The 18,601-nt window shown below is 63.4% G+C and carries 17 protein-coding genes and 2 pseudogenes; 3 read left to right on the top strand and 16 right to left on the bottom strand.

Annotated features, from left to right (window positions below; all coding sequences use genetic code 11):
• Positions 1 to 61: 61 nt before the first annotated feature.
• From ACVDG8_RS26190 to ACVDG8_RS26200, 3 genes are all read left to right on the top strand, one after another.
• On the top strand, positions 62 to 1,447 hold the full coding sequence (locus tag ACVDG8_RS26190; RefSeq protein ID WP_447251029.1) for an NAD(P)/FAD-dependent oxidoreductase: 1,386 nt from the start codon (positions 62 to 64) through the stop codon (positions 1,445 to 1,447).
• An 85-nt stretch (positions 1,448 to 1,532) separates the two neighbouring features.
• On the top strand, positions 1,533 to 1,901 hold the full coding sequence (locus tag ACVDG8_RS26195) for a cupin domain-containing protein (RefSeq protein WP_447257089.1): 369 nt from the start codon (positions 1,533 to 1,535) through the stop codon (positions 1,899 to 1,901).
• A 250-nt stretch (positions 1,902 to 2,151) separates the two neighbouring features.
• Positions 2,152 to 3,219: a S1 family peptidase gene (locus ACVDG8_RS26200; RefSeq protein WP_455707272.1), complete on the top strand. Its 1,068-nt coding sequence runs from the start codon at positions 2,152 to 2,154 to the stop codon at positions 3,217 to 3,219.
• Between the two features lie 15 nt (positions 3,220 to 3,234).
• Here ACVDG8_RS26200 and ACVDG8_RS26205 read toward each other — a convergent pair whose 3' ends face one another.
• The 16 genes and pseudogenes from ACVDG8_RS26205 to ACVDG8_RS26280 all read right to left on the bottom strand — a co-directional run bounded on the left by ACVDG8_RS26205 (position 3,235) and on the right by ACVDG8_RS26280 (position 18,599).
• Positions 3,235 to 4,878: an MFS transporter gene (locus tag ACVDG8_RS26205; RefSeq protein ID WP_447257090.1), complete on the bottom strand. Its 1,644-nt coding sequence runs from the start codon at positions 4,876 to 4,878 to the stop codon at positions 3,235 to 3,237.
• Positions 4,879 to 5,009: 131 nt separating this feature from the next.
• Entirely contained in the window at positions 5,010 to 6,875 is a 1,866-nt protein-coding gene (gene asnB, locus ACVDG8_RS26210; RefSeq protein ID WP_447251031.1) for an asparagine synthase (glutamine-hydrolyzing), read from the bottom strand.
• Between the two features lie 165 nt (positions 6,876 to 7,040).
• Positions 7,041 to 7,307, bottom strand: coding sequence for a flagellar biosynthesis protein FliQ (gene fliQ / locus ACVDG8_RS26215; RefSeq protein ID WP_371009243.1), 267 nt, complete (start codon positions 7,305 to 7,307; stop codon positions 7,041 to 7,043).
• Positions 7,308 to 7,320: 13 nt separating this feature from the next.
• On the bottom strand, positions 7,321 to 7,728 hold the full coding sequence (flgD, locus tag ACVDG8_RS26220; RefSeq protein WP_447251032.1) for a flagellar hook assembly protein FlgD: 408 nt from the start codon (positions 7,726 to 7,728) through the stop codon (positions 7,321 to 7,323).
• A 1-nt stretch (position 7,729) separates the two neighbouring features.
• Complete coding sequence (gene flbT / locus ACVDG8_RS26225) at positions 7,730 to 8,167, bottom strand: flagellar biosynthesis repressor FlbT (RefSeq protein WP_447251033.1); 438 nt, start codon at positions 8,165 to 8,167, stop codon at positions 7,730 to 7,732.
• Positions 8,164 to 8,511 carry a flagellar biosynthesis regulator FlaF gene (flaF, locus tag ACVDG8_RS26230; protein WP_447251034.1) on the bottom strand — a complete coding sequence of 116 codons (348 nt, stop codon included), beginning with the start codon at positions 8,509 to 8,511 and terminating at the stop codon, positions 8,164 to 8,166. Before flaF ends, flbT begins: the two co-directional genes overlap by 4 nt.
• Positions 8,512 to 8,542: 31 nt before the next feature.
• Entirely contained in the window at positions 8,543 to 9,592 is a 1,050-nt protein-coding gene (locus ACVDG8_RS26235) for a flagellar hook-associated family protein (protein WP_447251035.1), read from the bottom strand.
• Positions 9,593 to 9,595: 3 nt separating this feature from the next.
• The gene (gene flgK, locus ACVDG8_RS26240; RefSeq protein ID WP_455707273.1) at positions 9,596 to 11,050 is read right to left on the bottom strand and encodes a flagellar hook-associated protein FlgK; all 1,455 of its coding nucleotides are present in this window, start codon (positions 11,048 to 11,050) and stop codon (positions 9,596 to 9,598) included.
• 30 nt (positions 11,051 to 11,080) lie between these two features.
• Positions 11,081 to 12,330 (bottom strand): annotated as a pseudogene (locus tag ACVDG8_RS26245) (flagellar hook protein FlgE).
• A gap of 91 nt (positions 12,331 to 12,421) precedes the next feature.
• Positions 12,422 to 13,090, bottom strand: a complete 669-nt coding sequence (locus ACVDG8_RS26250) for a response regulator transcription factor (protein WP_371009236.1) — start codon at positions 13,088 to 13,090, stop codon at positions 12,422 to 12,424.
• A gap of 73 nt (positions 13,091 to 13,163) precedes the next feature.
• Positions 13,164 to 13,346, bottom strand: a complete 183-nt coding sequence (locus ACVDG8_RS26255) for a hypothetical protein (RefSeq protein ID WP_447257433.1) — start codon at positions 13,344 to 13,346, stop codon at positions 13,164 to 13,166.
• Positions 13,310 to 13,900, bottom strand: coding sequence for a transglycosylase SLT domain-containing protein (locus ACVDG8_RS26260; RefSeq protein ID WP_447251037.1), 591 nt, complete (start codon positions 13,898 to 13,900; stop codon positions 13,310 to 13,312). The genes ACVDG8_RS26255 and ACVDG8_RS26260 overlap by 37 nt, the downstream gene beginning before the upstream one ends.
• The gene (locus ACVDG8_RS26265) at positions 13,830 to 14,819 is read right to left on the bottom strand and encodes a flagellar hook-length control protein FliK (RefSeq protein ID WP_447257091.1); all 990 of its coding nucleotides are present in this window, start codon (positions 14,817 to 14,819) and stop codon (positions 13,830 to 13,832) included. The genes ACVDG8_RS26260 and ACVDG8_RS26265 overlap by 71 nt, the downstream gene beginning before the upstream one ends.
• Positions 14,820 to 15,192: 373 nt before the next feature.
• Positions 15,193 to 16,615: pseudogene (locus ACVDG8_RS26270) on the bottom strand (chemotaxis protein MotC).
• Positions 16,612 to 17,985, bottom strand: a complete 1,374-nt coding sequence (locus ACVDG8_RS26275; protein WP_447251039.1) for a MotB family protein — start codon at positions 17,983 to 17,985, stop codon at positions 16,612 to 16,614. Before ACVDG8_RS26275 ends, ACVDG8_RS26270 begins: the two are co-directional and overlap by 4 nt.
• Positions 17,982 to 18,599 (bottom strand): hypothetical protein, encoded by a 618-nt coding sequence (locus ACVDG8_RS26280; RefSeq protein WP_447251040.1) that lies wholly within the window; start codon positions 18,597 to 18,599, stop codon positions 17,982 to 17,984. Before ACVDG8_RS26280 ends, ACVDG8_RS26275 begins: the two co-directional genes overlap by 4 nt.
• Between the last annotated feature and the right edge of the window lie 2 nt (positions 18,600 to 18,601).

Here is an 18,601-nt window from a genome sequence, read left to right on the forward strand (position 1 = left end):
ATCCCCGGACGGAAAACCGCTTCACATTTTTTCCTGGAATTGCTCTGCCGGAATCATCCCCATGCAAGTCAAGCGCAACGGCGACATCTCGTTCTGGTATGCGGATCTCGGTGCGGTTCCAGCCCCACGTCCGTCTCTGCCCGGCGACATCGAGGCCGATGTCGCAATCGTCGGCGCTGGTTATACCGGGCTTTGGACCGCTTATTACCTGAAGAAGGCAAAACCCGCGCTGCGCATTGTGCTCGTCGAGCGCGAGTTCGCCGGTTTCGGTGGCTCGGGGCGCAATGGCGGCTGGTTGTCGGGCGGGTTCGGCTGGTCGCGCGAGAAATATCTCAAGACCTCGACAAGGCAGGGCGTCGTCGACATGCAGCAGGCGATGGCCGGCTGCGTCGACGAAGTGATCCGGGTGGCGGCCGAGGAAGGTATCGACGCCGACATCCGCCGCGTCGACAATCTGACGGTCGCCACCAACCCGGCCCAGCTGGAGCGCGTGCGCGAGGAATGCGAGACGATCCGCGCCTGGGATGTCAACCCTGACCGCATCGAACTGCTCGATGCCGCGGCGACACGCGCCCGCATCAACATCGACAATGTCCTGGGCGGCTTCGTCATCCATGGCCAGGCGCGGGTGCAGCCGGCCAAGCTGGTACGCGGTCTGGCGGAAGCGGTCGAACGTCTCGGCGTGACGATCTATGAAAAGACGACGGTGACGGCGATTGCCAAGGGCAACGTCACCACGGATCGCGGCACGGTTCGCGCCGAAACCATCATCCGCGCCACCGAAGGTTTCACCGCCGGCATTCCGGGCGAGGAGCGCACCTGGCTGGCCTTGAACAGCGCGCAGATCGTCACCGAGCCTTTGTCCGAAGATTTGTGGCGGCAGATCGGCTGGGACGGCCATGAGTTGCTCGGCAATGCGGCGCACGCCTATTGCTATGCGCAGCGCACGCGCGAAGGGCGCATCACGATGGGCGGGCGCGGCGTGCCTTACCGCTATGGTTCGCGCACCGACGTCAACGGCCAGACGCAGCAGGCAACGATCGACCAACTGCACACCATCCTGACGACGCTGTTGCCGCAGACGGCGGCAAGCCGTATCGAGCATGCCTGGTGCGGCGTGCTCGGCGTGCCGCGCGACTGGTGCACGACGGTCGGCCTCGATCCTGCCACCCGCATCGGCTGGGCCGGCGGCTATGTCGGGCTCGGCGTGTCGAGCTCCAATTTGTCGGGGCGCACGCTTGCCGATCTGGTGCTTGGTCAGAACACCGAGCTCACGCGCCTGCCCTGGGTCAACCGCAAGGTCAGGCCGTGGGAGCCGGAGCCCTTCCGCTGGCTTGGCGTGCATTCGATGTACCAGCTCTATCGCATCGCCGACTCTCGCGAAGCCGCCGGGCTTGCGCACACCTCGAAGCTTGCCGCCCTGGCCGACAGCATCACGGGCCACTAGCGGCCGGCGTTCGCCGGGCCGCCTCAATTTTTCTCACGCGCGATTCCGAAAGGACAAGCATCCTTTGTGGAATTGCACCTGATTGATGGAGACCAGCTTGATCGACCTTTCGACTTTCCATGACCTTGCCAAGACCGACATCGGCGCCTTTTCGCGCAAGCCGACCTCGATCGAGGGCGATCAGGTCGAGGCGGTGCGGTCCTTCTTCCAGTCGCCGGACGGCAGCGTCGATATCGGCATCTGGGAATGCTCGCCCGGCCGTTTCACCGCCGACCGCTCGGACTCGTCCGAAATCTGCCACATCATTTCCGGCCGCCTCGAAGTGAGCCGCGCCGATGGCGAGATGCGCGAGCTCGGACCCGGCGATCTTCTCGTGTTGCCGCAGGGCTGGAAGGGCGAGTGGCGGATCCACGAGACGACGCGCAAACTTTATATGATCCAGTCGGGAAACTGACTGTCTCAGTGGTCGATCGGGCCCTTCGGTGACACGAGGGTCGTGCCCGCCGTCGTCGGACGTTCGATCATTCGCCTTACGCGCGGCGGACCCTCGCCGCTGTGCAGTGCCTGCACCCGTTCGCCGACAACGGCATCGGCGTGGGCGCGCTCAAGCTCAGCGCGGTTCGTCCGCTTCGCTATTGGCGGCGGCAGTGCTAGGGGTAACGCCTAGGAATTCCGTTCGTCGGCACCCTATGGATGAGTGAGCATTGACCGAATACACATTAGCCGAAGACTGGGTTGGTGCTATTAGCCGCACAATTCGCACCTGGATTGCGCAGCTTGTCAACTCAAACAACATGCAAGACTTGGCAAGTGATTTTCCGGGCCGACTGCCATATGTCGCGCACGGTTTACACGATAGTGATTTCCTGGCGTTTACTTGGGAGGAATCCAGCCACACGTCGAGGGTTGACACTTTTGGAAGCATGAAAGAGGAAATTTTTTATAGGGCTAAATATGACTCTGGAAGGCATTCCACCTATAAAGAGATGATGGAAGACATTTTTTTATCAAATTATTTCTCTACTAAAAAACTATTGATATTTACGGAAGTCAGAAATAATTCCATAAACTTACAATTTCTGGCAAATCAAGTTGCCGAATGGTTTTATCAATATGCTCTTCCCGGTGCTGAGGCGGCGAACCGCGCTCGGATCCAAAGAGCAATACCGACCCCACCCGCTTTCGACGTTGGGTGCATCCAAGATAGTTGTTGGGTTGTAGAAAACGAAACTACGCTGAGCCAAGGCACAGCGTTCTTTCTTGAAGGAGTTGGCTTCGTGACATGCGCGCATGTCGTTCTGGGTGATCAAGACAGTATAGCGACCGACATAAAATTGTTTCACCCCACGCAAACATCTGCAGAATATAGCTTAAAGGATTTTAGGCTACATCGATTCCTGGATCTCGCAGTATTTCAGTCGGACGCAAAGCCCGAAGGGAGTTTGGTTCGATCGGCAAACGACGATTTTCCAATTCTCGCTCATGTCGCTGTTTGTGGCTACCCTAACTTCCGTAAAGGGGATTCTTGCTTTCTTTCTCCAGGTCTTGTGGTCGCTCATAGGGTAGTAAGCGGGGTACGTCGGTTCCTGACTAATGCACCCATTGTTGCGGGAATGAGCGGTGGGCCAGCGATATCCGGAAGCGGCGAAGTGATGGGCATACTAACTCATGGCGCAAAAAGCTGGCAACGGCTCAGTCGACTGAAGACCATTCGATCATGCCGATCTCAGTCATCGATTTGCTGGAACAGTAGACTGATCTACCGTAGGTAGCAGTTCCCGCTATGGTCAGTGGTCGATCGGGCCTTTTGGCGAGACAAGGGTTGTGCCGGCCATCGTTGGGCGCTCGATCATGCGCCGCACGCGCGGCGGGTCGTCGCCGCTGTGCAGCGCGCGGATGCGCTCGCCGACAACGGCATCGGCATGGGTGGCGCGCCGGTTGTGGCGGATATACTCGACCCAGGTCGGCGTATGATAGTGCTCGATCCAGATGCCGGGATTTTCGAGGTCGCGCGCAAGCGTCCAGTTGCGCGCGCCGTCGCGGCGGCGGATACGGCCGCGCTCGGCCATGGTGGCGAGAAACTCCGGCACGTCCTCCTCGCGGATGAAGTATTCGATCATGATGGCGATCGGCCCACTGCGTGGCTTCAGATCGAGCGCCAGCATCGGCTCCTTGAAGCGGTTGAGCGGGTCGAGGTTGAGCACCGTCTGGCGCGGCAACGGCAGGACGAGGCCGATGGCGCCGCCGGCCAGCATCGCGATCGACGCCGCGGTGAGCGCTGTCTCGGCGCCATGCGCGTCGGCAACGACGCCCCAGATCCAGCTGCCCAGCGCGATGCCGCCGAAGGTCGCCGTCTGGTAGATCGACAGCACGCGGCCGACGACCCAGCGCGGCGTCGACATCTGCACCGTCACGTTGAAGTGCGACAGCGCGATCACCCAGCAGGCACCGCCGATGAGCAGGCCAGCCGCTGTCTGCCAGGCATTGTGGCTGACGGCGGCATTGAAGGCGCAGACGGCGAAGCCGGCAAAGGCCATGCGCACCATCGTCTCGCTGGACAGCAATTGCCTCAGCCTGACGCTGATCAGCGCGCCGCCGACCGCGCCGATGCCGAAAGCGCCCAGCATGATGCCGTAGGTCAGCGCATCGCCCTTGACGACGTCGCGCGCCACCAGCGGCAGCAGCGCCAGCACGGCACCGGCGCTGAAGCCGAAGGCCGATCCTCTGACCAGGACCTTGGCGATGTTGGGCGACATGGCGACGTAGCGCAGGCCGGCGCCCATGGCGGCGCCCAGCGACTCGCGCGGCAAGGTCTGCGCCGGCTCTTCGGGCTTCCAGCGGGCGAGCACGACGATCAGGCCGATATAGCTGATGGCGTTGGCCGCGAAGGCAGCCGCGGCACCCGCCGTGGCGACGATGACGCCGCCGATGGCCGGGCCGACGCTGCGCGTGATGTTGAAGCCCAGCGAGTTCAGCGCGACCGCCGCCGGCACCTTGGCGCGTGGCACCATGTCGCCGACCGACGCCTGCCAGGCCGGGCTGTTCAGCGCCGTGCCACTGTCGATCAGGAAGGTGAAGGCAAGCAGCGTCCACGGCGTCATCCAGCCATACCAGGTGAAGACCGTGAGCAGCGCCGAGACGACCAGCATGAAGGTCTGCGCCACCAGCATGACCTTGCGTCGGTTGAAGCTGTCGGCAACGGCGCCGGCCACCAGGGCGAACAGCATGATCGGCAAGGTCGTCGAGGCCTGGACGAGCGCGACCTGATAAGACGACGTAGCGATCGTCGTCATCATCCAGGCGGCGCCGACGCCCTGGATCAGGCCGCCGAAATTCGACACCAGGCTGGCCGACCAGACGGCGCGGAAGATGCCGTGCCGGAATGGCGCCAGCGCCGAAACGCGTTCGCTTTCCGGCTCGTCGTCTATCATCACTGCTGCTTCGCCTTCTGCCTGCCTCGCCTTAGGCGAGTCGTCAAAGAGTGCGGCCCAACAACAGGAAGGCAAAGGCGAAAATGCGTCGGCGAAGCTTTAAACCAAGCATCTCGCCGGTCTGGACCAACTTATTTTACGCTTGCCGCTTCGGCGTGCAGCTCCTCGGTGAGGCGGTCCGGCGTCTCGCCGCCCAGATAGAGCCTGAGCAGCATTTCCATGCCGACGAGACGCAGCCTTGTCGGCTCCTGGCTCCGCGCCATCGCGACGAGGTCTTCCACTTCGGAAGAGGACCATCGCATCGCGTCACGCAGCAGGCCGCCACGCAGCAGACCCTGGGTGCCGGCCGAGAAGGCTTCCGACATCTCAAAACCGTTCTTTGCCGCGCGGATGTTTTCGCCCGGCAGGTGCGTTTCGGCGACCCTTTTCAGCAGCCATTTGCTCGTTCCGCCACGATATTTGTGCCGCCTCGGCAGGTGGATGGCAAAGTCGATAAGCCGGTTCTCGAGGAACGGCACCCTGAGCTCGACCGATGCCGCCATGCTCAGCCGGTCGTGTCGGTGCAACAGGTCCTGCAGGTGCGAATAGAGGTCGTAAAAACAGCTTGCAAGAAAGGCGCGGTCGCCTGGCGGCGCGACGCCGTCCAACCTGTCGAACAGCTTGGTCTGCAGGAAGTTCAGCTCCGGCGACAGCGACCGCAGCACGACGTTGCGGTCCCAGGACGAGGCGCGGCCGAGCGAATTGCGGAACGGTGCGCGACGAAGCTCGGCAAATTTTCGGTCGTTCCTGGCCTTCGATCGGAACAGCCGTCGCAGCCACGACTGGCGCCACAGTTTCATCGTCGAGGCCTGCCATTTGTAGCCACCGAAGAGCTCGTCGGAACCCTCGCCGGTGAGCAGCACCTTGACGCCGTCGGCTCGGCATTGCTCGGCAAGCGCGAGCAGCCCGGAATGGCTGGGATGCCAGCCGTCGGTCTCAAGGTGCCACACCGCGCGCGGCCAAAGCTCGAAGAAACGGTCCCGATCGACAGGCACCCGGCGCAGGCTGACGCCGACGTGGCGGCCGGTCCGCTCGGCATCCGCGGCCTCGCTGTGGCCGAGCTTCGGGTCGACGACATAGCCGTGCATCTCGGGCCGGAAGCGTTTGGCAAGTGCTGTGATCATGCCAGAATCGATGCCGCCGCTGCACGCCGTGGCGAGACTGGCATCGGCGATGCAATGCATCTCGACGCTTTCCTCGAGCAAGGTCTGAAGGCTCGCCATATGGTCGGCGTCGGAAGCCTTGTCGCTGACAATACGCTCTGTTTCCAGCACATCGAGCACGTGCCAATAACAACGCTTCTCGATGCCATCGCCGTTGATCTTCCAGAGGCCGGCCGGCGGCAGCCGTTCGATGCCGTCGAACACGCTGTAGCTGGAATCGCGGCTTTGCCAGGCAAGCCGCAAGGTGAGCTCGCGCGTGTCCATCCGGCGCGGAAAATCGGTGCAGGCCAGGATCGCCTTGTCCTCGGATGCGAACAGCAGCCTGTCGCCTGTCTCGGCAACCGACATCGGCTTGATGCCCAGCCTGTCGCGGGCAAGCCACAAGGCGCCATCGCGCACATCGAAGTAGGCGAATGCGAACATGCCGTCGAACAACGGCACCGCTTTTTCCGGTCCCCAACGATGCAGCGCCTGCAGCATCACCTCGGTGTCGGAAACCGTGTGGAAGGTCAGGCCTTCCGCTTCGAGCGCCTTGCGCAGCGCGCGGTAATTGTAGACCTCGCCATTGTAGCACAGCACGCCATCGCCAGCGGCGGTCAGCATCGGCTCGCGCGCGGCAGGCGACGGGTCGATGATGGTCAGCCGTCGGTGGCCGAGCGCCAGGCGGGCATTGTTCCAGTTGCCGTGATCGTCGGGGCCGCGATGCGCCAGCGCCTGCATCATGCGGGCAACATCGGAAAGATCACCCGTGCCGATCGGATCGCGCTTTCGCCAGACGCCGGCTATTCCGCACATGACCCGCCGGCCGCTTTTGCCTGATCCATCGTTTCCCGAGGAGCGCCTGAAATCCAAGATGCCGGCTGATAACAGCCCGATCTACAATCTAGCCGCAACAGGCTCGGCCGCAAGCGATCTTGCGGCTCGCACGGATGCCGCTTCCGCACTTGCCGCTGCCAGGCCTCAGAAACCGTGCTCGATACGCTCGAAGATGACGTTGCTGAAGGCCGAGATCTGGCTGCCGATGAACGGGCCGGTCAGCGCCACCACCAGCATGATGGCGACGATCTTCGGCACGAAAGTGAGGGTGATTTCCTGGATCTGCGTCAGCGCCTGGATAAGCGCGATGCCGATGCCGACGGCCATCGCCACCAGCACCACCGGGGCGGAAGCGACGAGCACCGTCCACACCGCATATTGGACGATATCGAGGGCGTCGGCCTCATTCATGCGAGTGCTTGGCCTAGCTTGCCGGCTTGATCGACACGCCTGCGCCGACGGGGACCTGGGTGCCATCCTGCAGCACGGCGATCAGTCCGCTGCTGGCGAGCGTCACCGAAGCCACAATTCCGGTGGTCTTGCCGTCGGCCGACGTGATTGAGCGGCCGATAATCGCATCGGCCTGCGATAGCGCCGACGATGACATGATCTGGTCGAGCTTGGTGTTGGTCTGCACCGATTGCTCGACCTGCGAGAAGGTGGCGAGCTGGGCCACATAAGCCGTCGAATCCATCGGCTTGGTCGGGTCCTGGTTCTTCATCTCGGCGATTAGCAGCTTCAGGAACGACTGGTAGTCGACCGCCGTCTTGGAGGTCTGCTGGCTGGCCTGGTTGGCGCCAACCGGGATCGTCGTTGTCATGTCCACGGTCATGTCATGCTCCTACAGCCAATGCGCGCGGCGCTTCAGGACTATCGTCATTGTCCTCGAGCGCCTTGCGCTCGAGCGGATAAAGCGCCCGGATTGCCTTCAGCGCCTCGTAGATGTCATCCTCGCCGACCATGCGGTCGATCTGCTTCAAAGCTTTGCAGATGGCCTCATTGTCGAAGCTTGCAATCAACATCGGCAGCGAGCGGCGGAACATGTCGCGGGCTTCCGCGGCGCCGGCCGGATTGACCAGCATGATCTGCACGATGAAATAAAGCTGCTTGAGCGGCGTCGAGGCCTGCTCTGCCTGGATGACATGGCTTTCGAGCAGGAACTGCACGTCGTTCATCAGCTCGATGGTGACCTTGCGGTCGACGCGGATGACGGCGCCGTTGATGTAGATCTTCTCGTTCGGCTTGAGCGAGATCTTCAGCGTGTTGGTCATTGGATGCCGTCTCGGATGATCTGCGAGACCTCGATCAACCCTTCGAAATTGTTGGTGCGGCCCTGGCGGACGTCTTCCGTTTCACGCAGCAGCCACAGGCCGATGGAGATGAGATTGGCGCGCAGCTCTTTCGGCAAGGCGTTGTCGCTGGAGCCCAGGTCCTCAACGAAGGTGGTCCAGACGCGGTTGGTGAAGTGCAACGCTTCGATCGCTTCCATCGATTCGGGGCCGACGGCGGCGGCCGCCGCCAGCATGTCGATCGAGCGCGTGAGAAGCTGCCGCTCCCTGTCCTTGGCATCGGCGACGGAGTCGGTCTGGACGTCTGCGTAGGAGAATTGATACATCGTCGGCGCTCTAACGTTCCGGTGAAAGTATTCAGGTCAGGTATTTCAGCAGGCTGAGCTGCTGTATGCGCGCGGTCAAGGCGAAGGACGTTTCGATATGCTGCGTCAGGTCGGCGACGCGGGTCGCAGCTTCGGCGGGATCGACGCCTTCGAGGTCGAGGATGTGCTTCTCGAACAGGTCGACCTGCGTCTTCATGCGATCGCTGGCGTCGGTAACGCGCTGCTGGGCAAGGCCGGTCTCGGACTGCACCTGGGTAAGGCCGCCGATCGCCTCGCCGACCATCTTTTGCGCGCGGTCGATCAGCGTGCTTTGAGCGGCTTGGCTGATGTTGCCGGTGGCGAGCGTGCTGACCATGGCGGCCGCCATGGCGAGCTTGCGGATGCCCTGCTCGTTGGCACTGACCGAGGTCTGGGTGGTTTCGTTCAAGGAGATGCGGCTGGTGATCTGTTCGTCGGTGGCGCTCGACCAGTTGGCTTGCCAGCCGGCGCCAAGGAATTGCGGCTCGACCGTGGTGGTGATGAAGTCGTCCATTTGCGCGGCCGTGATGTTTGCGGCGGCAGGGTCTGTCTGGGCGAAGCCGAAATAGCCGGTGAAAGCGGTGTCGAAGGCCGCCTTGGCCGGCGAGCCGGCGGCGCTGAAATCGTCCATCGGCTTGACGTCGGTGTTGGTGCCGGCAAACAGATATTCGCCGTTGACACTGGTGTTGAGGATGCCGGTCATCTGCTGCAGCGCCGTGGAGCCGGCGGTCTGCAGGATATTGGTGGAGGAATCGCCCGATACGCCAGTGGTCAGCGCCGATAGGAACTTCTGCGCGGTGGTGGAGAGCTGGCTAAGCGAATCCTGCGTGGACGTCAGGCGGGCCGCGACCAAGGCATTGGAATCGACGATGCCGTTCAGCCGGTCGAGGTCGCGCTGGAAGGTCACTGCCTGTGTGGTGCGGTTGCCAAGCGCCAGCCCGACATCGGCGACCTTGCCGGTCTGGGATTCCTTCGTCGCGTTGATGAGGTCGGCCTGCATCTTGGCCTGCTGATAGCGCAGTGCGTTGGAAATGGCGGCTGAGGAAACGCCTGTCGCTTTCATGGTTTATCCTACTGCGGCCAATAGGGAGTCCAGCATGTCGCTGACCGTTTTCATCATATGGGCGGAGGCCTGATATGTGTGTTCGAGGTCGAGAAGCAGCGACATTTCCTGGTCGACATTGACGCCGGTGTCGTTGGACAGAGCCTCGGCCGTGCGCGAGGCCAGCGCCTCCTTGGCGTCGGAATTGGTCGACGCCTGCTGGCGCACGCCTTCGAACCAGCCGATGGAATTGGCGGCGTAGTCGGAGACACTCGCGTTGACGGCGATGCCGGCCGAAGTGTCGAAGGTCATCGGCTGATCCAGCTTGTTGCCATAGGCGATCAACAGGTCCGAATAGGAGGCGCCGCCGGTGGTGTTGGCGACATAGGCAGCGCCGTTGGCGCCGCCGTCGCGCAGCAGCGACGGGTTGCCGCCGGCGCTTGGATCCATGGCCGCGTTGACTTTGATCGAGCCGGCGAGGCCATTGACCAAGGTGCCGGCAGCGGGAATTGCCGGCGCACCTGACCAGGTGAAGAGGCCCGTCGCGTTGGGCTGCGACGGCGCGGTTTCGGCGAAGGCCGTGATCAGACCACGCGCGGTCTCGTCGAGCTGGCTCTGCATGGTCGAGGCAACGCCGTCACGCAGCTTGAGCAAGCCGGCCAGCTTGCCGTCCGCGGTGGTGTTGTCGCTGGTGCCGGCCGAAACCGGCACATTATCGATATAGACCGAGTTGCCAGGGGCGCCGGCGCTGTAGCCCGCCGACGGTGCGAACGTGACTGAACGCGGCACCGTCTCGAACAGCGTCGAGCCGTCCTTGGTGGTGACGACCATATCGTTGTCGCCGCGCGTGAAAGTCGAGACCGGCACGTATTCCGATATCTTCTTCAGAAGGGCATCGCGCTGGTCGAGCGCGTCGGATACGTCGGTGCCCGATCGGGTGCCGGAGATGACAGCCTTGTTGGCGTCCTGGAACTGGCTGAGCAGCGAGTTGAGATCGCTGACGGCGGCGGAAATCTGGCTGTCGGTCTGGGTCCTGAAGTCCTGGATCGCCTGGGTGCCGCTGTTCAGCGAATTCACCACCTGCTTGGCGGCGTCGATGACGCTGGTGGCGAGGTTCTGGTTCGACGGGGTGGTGGCATAGAGCTGCAGCGCTTTTTGCAGATCGGTGATGGCACTCGACGGGGAAGACGCATTGTCGACCCCGTTGACCGACACACCGAGCTGATCCATGCCGTTATAGAGCGTGCTCTGCCCGCTCCATGCTGAAAGCGCCGACAGGTTCTGACGAAACAGAAGATCGTTCGCGGCGCGCTGGATGTCCACCGCCCGGGCGCCGGGCGACGTGCTGGTGACGACGGCGATGCGGCGGGTGTAGTCCGGATTGGAGGCGTCGGCCACATTGCGCGACACGATGCTGGTCTGCTTGGACGTGGCCAGCAACGCCGACTGGGCAATGCTTAGTGCGGAGGAAAGCGACATGCGGATCTTTCACGGGCCGGCGCCCGTCGTTTATCTCTTCAGGTTGACAAGGACGTCCATCAGGTCGGAACCGGTCTGGAAGACTTTCGAATTGGCGGTGTAGCTGCGCTGCGCCGCAATCATGTTGGTCAGTTCCTCGGCGATATCGACGTTGGAATTTTCAAGCGCTCCGGAGACGATGGAGCCGAGCTTGCCCTCATTGGCGAAGCCGATCCGGACGGCGCCGGAATCGGTGCTCTGCACATAGACGTTGCCCGGCATTGCGGTGAGGTTGTCGGGGCTCTGAACGTCGGCCAGCGGGATCTTGAAGAGCGCCTTGGTCGAGCCGTCCTCGAACTGCGCGTAAATGACGCCGTCCTGTCCGATCTGCACCTTCTGGATCGAGCTCGGCGCGTTGCCGTTGACCTTGGCGTCGGCGACAGTGAAGCCGGTGCCGAGCTGGGTCAGCTTGGAAAGATCGAGGGTGAGGGCCGAGCCGCCCGGCACCGTAAAGGAGATGTTGCCGGTGCCGGTGAGCTTGCCCGGGCGGTGTCGAAGGTGAGGGTCTGCGATGCCAGCGCGCCGCCCGTATAGGGGAAGGAGGTGCCTGCGGTAGCCTTCGACTGATCGAAGACCGAGACCTCCCATGTGCCGGCGCCGGTGTTGGTGAAATAGACGTCGAGCAGCTTCTTGTTGCCGAGATTGTCATAGGCAACCAGCGAGGTTTTCGACGTGTACTGCGCGTTCGCAGCGTTGCTGGAGGGCAGCGGGCCGGAAGGCGGGGTCGCGCCTGCCGGCAGGTTGCCGGCGAAATTGCCCGCGGTGCTCGGCGTCGCCGTCATTTGCTGGTCGGAGATCTGCACCGGCACCAGGCCCTCGAAGCCGTTGGCAGTCGCGGCCGGCTCGCCATTGGCGTAGCTGTAGGCCATCAGCTGGTAGCCGGCGGCGTTGACCAGCCTGCCCTGGGCATCCGGAACGAACGAGCCGGCGCGCGTTAGATAGGGCGTGCCGCCGGCATCCTGCACGACGAAGAAACCGTCGCCATTGACGGCGAGGTCGGAGACCGAGGTCGTGTACTGCATGACGCCTTGCGAGCTGATCGCGGAGCGGATCGTCGTCGTCACGCCGCCGGAATTGTAGGCGCCGCCGGTGCCCGGCATGATCAGCGTCGAAAACTCGGCTGAAGAGCGCTTGTAGCCGGTGGTGTCCGAATTGGCGATGTTGTCGGCCGTGGTGGACAAGCGGTTGGCCTGCGCGTTCATACCGGAAACGCCGGTCCGCATCATTCCATAGAGGCTCATCGATTGATCTCCGCAGTGCCTGGATAGGAGGCCTTAAAGCTATGCCTCGTGTCTTGCGCGAGGCTGGCGCGACATGCGTCGGCGATGGTCATCAAAACACCAGCCGGTAGCCGAGGAACCGCTTTGAATCGATCGGATCGTGGCCAAGCTTCTCGCGCAGCTTCTTGCGCAGCTTCGAGATGTGGCTTTCCACCACGTTCTCCTCGACCTCTTCGTCGAAGATCCCGTAGATGGCGTTGAACACCTGCGTCTTGGTCACGCGCCGGCCGCGGTTGCTGGCCAAATATTCCAGGATGCGCCGCTCACGGCGCGGCAGCGGCAGCGGCTCGCCGTTGATCTCAGGATCGCGACCGTCCATGAAGATGCGCATCGCGCCGACCTCGGTGAAGGCCGCCTCCTCATGGGCGCGGCGGCGGATGGCGGAGATGCGGGCGAGAATCTCGCGGATGTGGACCGGTTTGCGCACGACGTCGTCGACGCCGCTCTCGAACAGGCGCAGCGTGTGCTCGAGCGAATGCTGTTCGCTCAGCGCGATCACCGGCGCGCCGGTGCGGTCGCGGATCTGGCGTGGCGACACGCTGCCTTCGCGACAGTCGCCGATGAGGAATGCCCTGACGGACCTGAGATCGGTATCTGCGGCGGAGCTGACCCACTCGCCGAATTCGCCTGGAGCGAAGCCCGCGGTGGCGACGCCTTCGCGATCGAACAGCGAGCTGTAGCCCTCCGTTACGAGCTCTCGCTCATCAACAATCACGATCATCGACCCGCCCCCGAATCAGCTCATCTGCCCCGTGCGAAAAGGGGTACCCGGCGCGGCGAATCCTGAAAAACCGTCATTTCTTGTAGCTATTTTCTTGGGAGTTTTTTTGGGAGGCGTAATAAAAGGGTGTGCGGGTGTATTTCGATAGCAACGTGCAGACCGCATTGATGCCGGCAGATGCGTCGGCAAGGTGGCGTTCAGCGATCGGACGGTGCACAACTATTGATTGCAAAAAGCGCTGGCGTTCGGCGTCCATTTGCCGAAGCCAGAGGCGACCATGTTGGCAATTACGCGGCAGACATAGATCTTCTGCGCCGGGTCATTGTCGGGGCCGGCGTGGTAGCGCGCGACAGCCATCGACCAGGTCATGTGACGGGCATGCAGGCTCGCCAGGAAGCGTGCCGCGTAGTCGACGTTCTGATGCGGGTCGAGCATGTCCTGGACACTGCGGAAATGGTCGCCATGATAGTGATGGTTGATCTGCATGCAGCCGAGATCGATCAATGTCTTGCCCTCGCGACGGGCATTTTCGAATGTGGCAAGGGCTTCGCCACGACTGCGCGGAAAGACAGCTTTCCCCTCTATATTCAATGCGTTAGGCTGAAGGCTGCCTTTCTTCCCGGTTTCGGTCAGGCCGACCGCGTAGAGAATTCCGGCGGGCACGCCGTAGCGATCGGCGGCGCGCAGGATTTCCGGCTCGCAAGGATTGGCGGCGGCGTTCGCGAAGTTGGCGGCGAAGCTAGATATAAATATCGTCGCCAGCACGCTCGCGCAGAGGCGAAGCGGCGCGGCCGAATTCCTGTGCGCCATTGCCGTCGTTCCTTCCCGATTGCCGGCCGCCGCCGGCGTTGCTGCCGCCCGAGTTTCCCGGCTGGAACGAGGGCTGGTCACGACCTGTCGACATCGGCATCGCACTGTTTGAATCAGCACGGCTGGCTGCATGCGCTGCTATCGAGGGTTGCAGGATGGTCACCTTGTCGACGTCGAAACCGAGACTGCGCATCGACTTGATGATGGCATCGCTGTCGGTGGTGAGACGCCGATATGCCTCGTGCGTTTCCGGCTTCATCTCAATGGAAAGTTGCTCACCCGAGAGTCGCAGGCTGGCGGTGACCGCGCCAAGCTCCGCCGGGTGGAGCTCGATCTTCAGGACATGTGTCGGAACGGCAACAGAATTGTTCGTTTGTGAACCCGCCGGGGTGCTTGAGAAGCTCTGCTGGACGCCCTTGTCCGAGGCAATCGCGTCAACCAGGACCGATGCGGTCTGGCTCATCGGGTTTTGCGCCGGGGCGGGGAAGCTCTGCTGGCTGACGACTTCCGTGCGGCTGGCAGAGGCAGGCGGTTTGCCCTGAGCCTGCTGCGTCGCGGATTGGGGCTGCTGCGAGACCTTGGCCAAGACCGGGCGCCAGCCTTGCGGCGGCACACTGTCGGCTTGCGCCTGATCTCCTTGCGCGGACAAACCGTCGCCGGCGGAGCGGCCCGGCAGTTTGAGATCCGCGGCCGCCTTTACCGGCTTCTGCCCGAAATCGGGCCCTGCTTCTTGCGCGGCGGTTGAGCGGCCGGATCGCGCCGGCAGCTCGGTGGAATTGTCGATCGCCGCGCCTTTTCCCTGACGCAGCCGCAGTTCGAGCGATCCGGGTTGGCTGACCCCATCGGCCTGTTCGCCGGCGGCGGTGTCCTTGCCGCCAGCGGCCGATGCAGCAAAATGCTTCATGTCGCTCAACGCCATCAGCAACGGCAGGCGATCCTGCAGCGGCGCCGAATTGTCGGCTTGTGGAGATGTGTCCGCAGCAGTCGCCGCTTTGCCATGCTCGGCTTGGGCGTTGCCCTTTGCCGACTTGCCGGTGGTCGCTTTCAGTGAGGCGGGTCTGCCCTGCGCGCCCTGATCCGCCTCCTGTTTGCCAGCATTGGCGGATGTACGCTTGGACGGATGCGCGTCAGGCGGGACCGGCGCGGTCGTGTGCCTGTCATGCGCACGGTCGGGCTTCTCGCTGCCATGCACCATCTCGCCAAAATCTCGATCCTTATCATTGCCACCGGCGGCGTTCTGCCTGGGCTGGGATTGGGTCGAAGCAACCCCGGCAGGGCCGGGCTGACGCTGGTCATTTCGGTGCGGCTCCCAGTAGCTGGTCGATCTCGTCGAGTTGACGGCGTGTGTTGGTCATCGCCGCATCGACGGGGTCGTGGGCGTCGACGCCCGGGCTCGACGCCGGCGCCGACGCAGGCAGCACGGGTGCGGCAGCGGTTGCGACGGCCGATGCTGGAGTTGTGGCCGGCGCCTGGCCGGATTGCTGCGCTGTTGCCGGCGGCACTGCTGCCTGTCCGCCCGCCGCGGGTTTGGCTGGTGTGGCGATCGCCGGCTGCTCGGGCATCGCGCCCTCGACTGGCGGCAGGTCTGCATTGGCGGACGCATTGACCTCGGTTTTCGTCTTGTCGCCTTTGGCTTTGGCTACCGGCGCAGTCTTTTGCTTGGCCGCCGGCTTCACCGGCGCCACCACTTCGCCGGCGACAGCCTGCGCCGCGTCAAGCAAGTCGCGGTCGCTCTGCGAGAGCTTGCCGCGATCGATTTTGCCGAGCTTGGCGCGCACGTCGTCTATGGTGGCCGAGGTCACCGTCGACAGGCTGGAATAGAGCTGTGCGCGTGGGTCGTCCTGGTTACCGTTACCGTCGCGGCCCTGTTCCGCCTTGGCCGAGGCGAAAGCCGAGAGCTCGGCCAAACCGTCGATCGCAGCGCGGCGGGCGATGCGCAGATAGATCACCTTCTCACGCTCGGGGTCCATCATCGAGGTGATGTCGGCGATCTTGTCCTGGCTGATCGCCATATGCAGCGTAATGATGCCGGAAACAAAGGCATCGGCGAACTGGCTGGCATAGGGCGAATAGAGATAGGACGCGACATATTGGGTCGAGGCCAGCGCGAAGCGGGCGCCGTCGCCTTGCGCGGCCGCGATGCCGACCGATCGGCGAAGCGCTGCCTCGTCGACCAATGTGCCCGGGCTGAGCAGGCGCGCCTGATCCAGGAGAACGAGCGCGGCGGCTGGCTGATCGGCGGCAAGCAGCGAGCCCTTGACCAGCGCGAGGAAGGCGCCGAGGTCGCTCGGCACGGTCATCGGATCGATCGGCTTCAGGATTTCGATTGCCGCGGCGGGTTGCCCGTTCAAATAGGCGACGATGCCTTTGGCTATGGCAAGGTTTTGCGGGTCGCTGGTCGCGCGCGAAGCCGCCGATCTCGACCGTCACGGGATTGCCGCCGCTCATGCCATAGACGAGCAAAGCGCGGAAATTCTTAGGTTCCTTGAAATCCTCGGCACTGGCATCGCGCAGTCGGGCGTCGATCATTTCGAGCAACTTGGCCTGCATCGGCAAAGCGGCATGGTCGCCGGCGGCGATGCGGTCCTGCATCAGCTGCAGCGAACGCACCAGCTGATAGGGCTGCAGCGCGTCTTGCGCCAAGGCCGCCGATGGCGGCCCCGCAGCGAGCAACAGCAGTGCTATCGCCCCACCGATGACGCCTCTGCCTCTCATCCGCCGGCCGCCATCAGGATTTCGATACGGCGATTGGCGGCCGCCATCGGATCGGACGCGATCTTGGGTTGCCGGTCGGCAAAGCCCGCGACCTCGGTGATGCGGCTCTCGTCGACGCCACCGCGCACCAGCATGTAATAGGCGGAATGGGCACGAGCCGTTGAAAGCCGCCAGTTGTCATAAGTGTCGCTGCGGAACGGCCGTGCGTCGGTATGGCCGCTGATGGTGATGGTGCCCTTCTTCTCGTTGATGATGCGGCCGATCTTTTCCATCGCCAGCACCAGTTCGCGGCGCGGCAAAGCCGAGCCGATCTCGAACATGCCGAAGTCGAGCTGGTCGGTGATCGAAATGACGACGCCTTTGTCGGTCGCCTCGACGGAGACGCCATCGGCGAGCTTCTCGCCGGGCAGGAAGGCTTTTGCGAGCTCCTGCTTGATCTGCGCGGCTTCCTGGACAACGGCTTTGCTCGGCGCCCTGTCGGTTTTGTCAGGGGCTTGCGCGGGCTCGGCCGTTGCCGTCTCGGCGTCGGCCGTTTTGCTTTCGGCTTTTTCGCTCTTGCTCTGTTCGCCTTGCGGCTTGCCGGCTTTGCCTTCGGTTGCCGCCTGCTTGTTCTTGGCGTCGGTCTTGTCCGGTGCCGCCAGGGGCTCCAGCGGTGCTGCTTCCAGCGCGGGAGCAGCCGGAACCGCCTGTACTTTCGGCACCGCGGCTGTGGCGACCTTGTCGCCCGGCTTGACCGGCTCGCCATCGATCTTGGCGCGTTCGGCCGTGGCCTCGGCGCCGGGTGCGGCCACTTGCTGCGACCAGAAGTCGGGCGCGAATGGATCACGATAGGACTCGCCACCGGAGGCGCCGGTCGCCGGACCTGCAGTCTGCGCGCCGCCATCGCCCTTGGCGCTGACATTCTGCATCACCCCGGTATCGGAGGCGATCTCCGCCAGCACCGCGTAAGGATCGGCAAACAGATGCTCATCGGAAAGATCAGCGTCCTGCTTGCCTTCCTTGGTCTGCCTGCGCTCGGAGGACCCCGCGCCGCCCTTGCCGTCGTCGCCCGCCTTGGTCGCGCCATCCCGCGGATTGTCGGCGGTCAGCCCGACCTTACTCGGGCCGTCGCCGAGATCTTCCAGGCCCTTGCGGCTCGAGTTGCGATCGATGAGCTCGACCGGATTGAAATAGCTGGCGACGGCTGCCTTGGTCTGCTCGTTGGCGGCGTTGATCAGCCACATGACGAGGAAGAAACACATCATCGCGGTCATGAAGTCGGCGAAGGCGATCTTCCAGACACCACCGTGATGGGCGTCGTCGTGATCGCCATGGTTGCGCCTGACGATGATGATTTCGTGCCGCGGTTCGGCGTGATCGACAGCGCTCACGACAAGACCTCCGACAGCGAAGCCGACCATTCGGCGACACGCGTCTCGAATACCGTTTCGTCGATGGTCACGGTCAGGTCGAGGCCCGGCGCTTCGGCGAAATCGAGATTGACTGAGCGCGGTCCGAGAGCCGCCTTGAGCGGCTCGAAGAGCGACGGTGGCCCTCGAACGCCGATGCGCACGGCTTCGCTGTCGGCAACCGCCGCGCTGATGGCGCGGGCAAGAGCCGAGAGCGAGCGCTTCTGCAGATCATCGCTGACAATGCCGCCAACGATACGGGCAACGGCAGCGGCGGTGAACTCGGCAACCTGTGCTTCCATGGCGTCGATACGCGCCGCCACCGCGGTGCCGAGGTCGCCGCCGAAGCTTTCGAGGAAAGCCTTCGCCGCATCGTCATTGGCCTGACGTTCGGCTTCCAGCGCCGCCTGATGGGCAAGCGCAAGGCGCGCTGCGAGCGCGGCTTCGGCATCGGCCACGGCCTCGGCGATCAGCGCGCCGATATCGGCCTGTGGCGCCGGTGCGGCCGGCATTTGCTCGGCGGCCGGCGCCTGGGCAGCGGGCGAGGCGCGCGAAGCGAAATCAGGCAAGAGATCGAAGAGGGCTGCCGAGACCATGG

The organism is Mesorhizobium sp. ORM8.1 (assembly GCF_053005525.2).

Bases quoted from the DNA above. Each gene is read 5' to 3' on its own strand.
- ACVDG8_RS26190 (WP_447251029.1), top strand. From the start codon at position 62: ATGCAAGTCAAGCGCAACGGCGACATCTCGTTCTGGTATGCGGATCTC.
- ACVDG8_RS26195 (WP_447257089.1), top strand. From the start codon at position 1,533: ATGGAGACCAGCTTGATCGACCTTTCGACTTTCCATGACCTTGCCAAG.
- ACVDG8_RS26205 (WP_447257090.1), bottom strand. From the start codon at position 4,878: ATGATAGACGACGAGCCGGAAAGCGAACGCGTTTCGGCGCTGGCGCCA.
- asnB (WP_447251031.1), bottom strand. From the start codon at position 6,875: ATGTGCGGAATAGCCGGCGTCTGGCGAAAGCGCGATCCGATCGGCACG.
- fliQ (WP_371009243.1), bottom strand. From the start codon at position 7,307: ATGAATGAGGCCGACGCCCTCGATATCGTCCAATATGCGGTGTGGACG.
- flgD (WP_447251032.1), bottom strand. From the start codon at position 7,728: ATGACCGTGGACATGACAACGACGATCCCGGTTGGCGCCAACCAGGCC.
- flbT (WP_447251033.1), bottom strand. From the start codon at position 8,167: ATGACCAACACGCTGAAGATCTCGCTCAAGCCGAACGAGAAGATCTAC.
- flaF (WP_447251034.1), bottom strand. From the start codon at position 8,511: ATGTATCAATTCTCCTACGCAGACGTCCAGACCGACTCCGTCGCCGAT.
- ACVDG8_RS26235 (WP_447251035.1), bottom strand. From the start codon at position 9,592: ATGAAAGCGACAGGCGTTTCCTCAGCCGCCATTTCCAACGCACTGCGC.
- flgK (WP_455707273.1), bottom strand. From the start codon at position 11,050: ATGTCGCTTTCCTCCGCACTAAGCATTGCCCAGTCGGCGTTGCTGGCC.
- ACVDG8_RS26250 (WP_371009236.1), bottom strand. From the start codon at position 13,090: ATGATCGTGATTGTTGATGAGCGAGAGCTCGTAACGGAGGGCTACAGC.
- ACVDG8_RS26255 (WP_447257433.1), bottom strand. From the start codon at position 13,346: ATGGACGCCGAACGCCAGCGCTTTTTGCAATCAATAGTTGTGCACCGT.
- ACVDG8_RS26260 (WP_447251037.1), bottom strand. From the start codon at position 13,900: ATGGCGCACAGGAATTCGGCCGCGCCGCTTCGCCTCTGCGCGAGCGTG.
- ACVDG8_RS26265 (WP_447257091.1), bottom strand. From the start codon at position 14,819: ATGGCGTTGAGCGACATGAAGCATTTTGCTGCATCGGCCGCTGGCGGC.
- ACVDG8_RS26280 (WP_447251040.1), bottom strand. From the start codon at position 18,599: ATGGTCTCGGCAGCCCTCTTCGATCTCTTGCCTGATTTCGCTTCGCGC.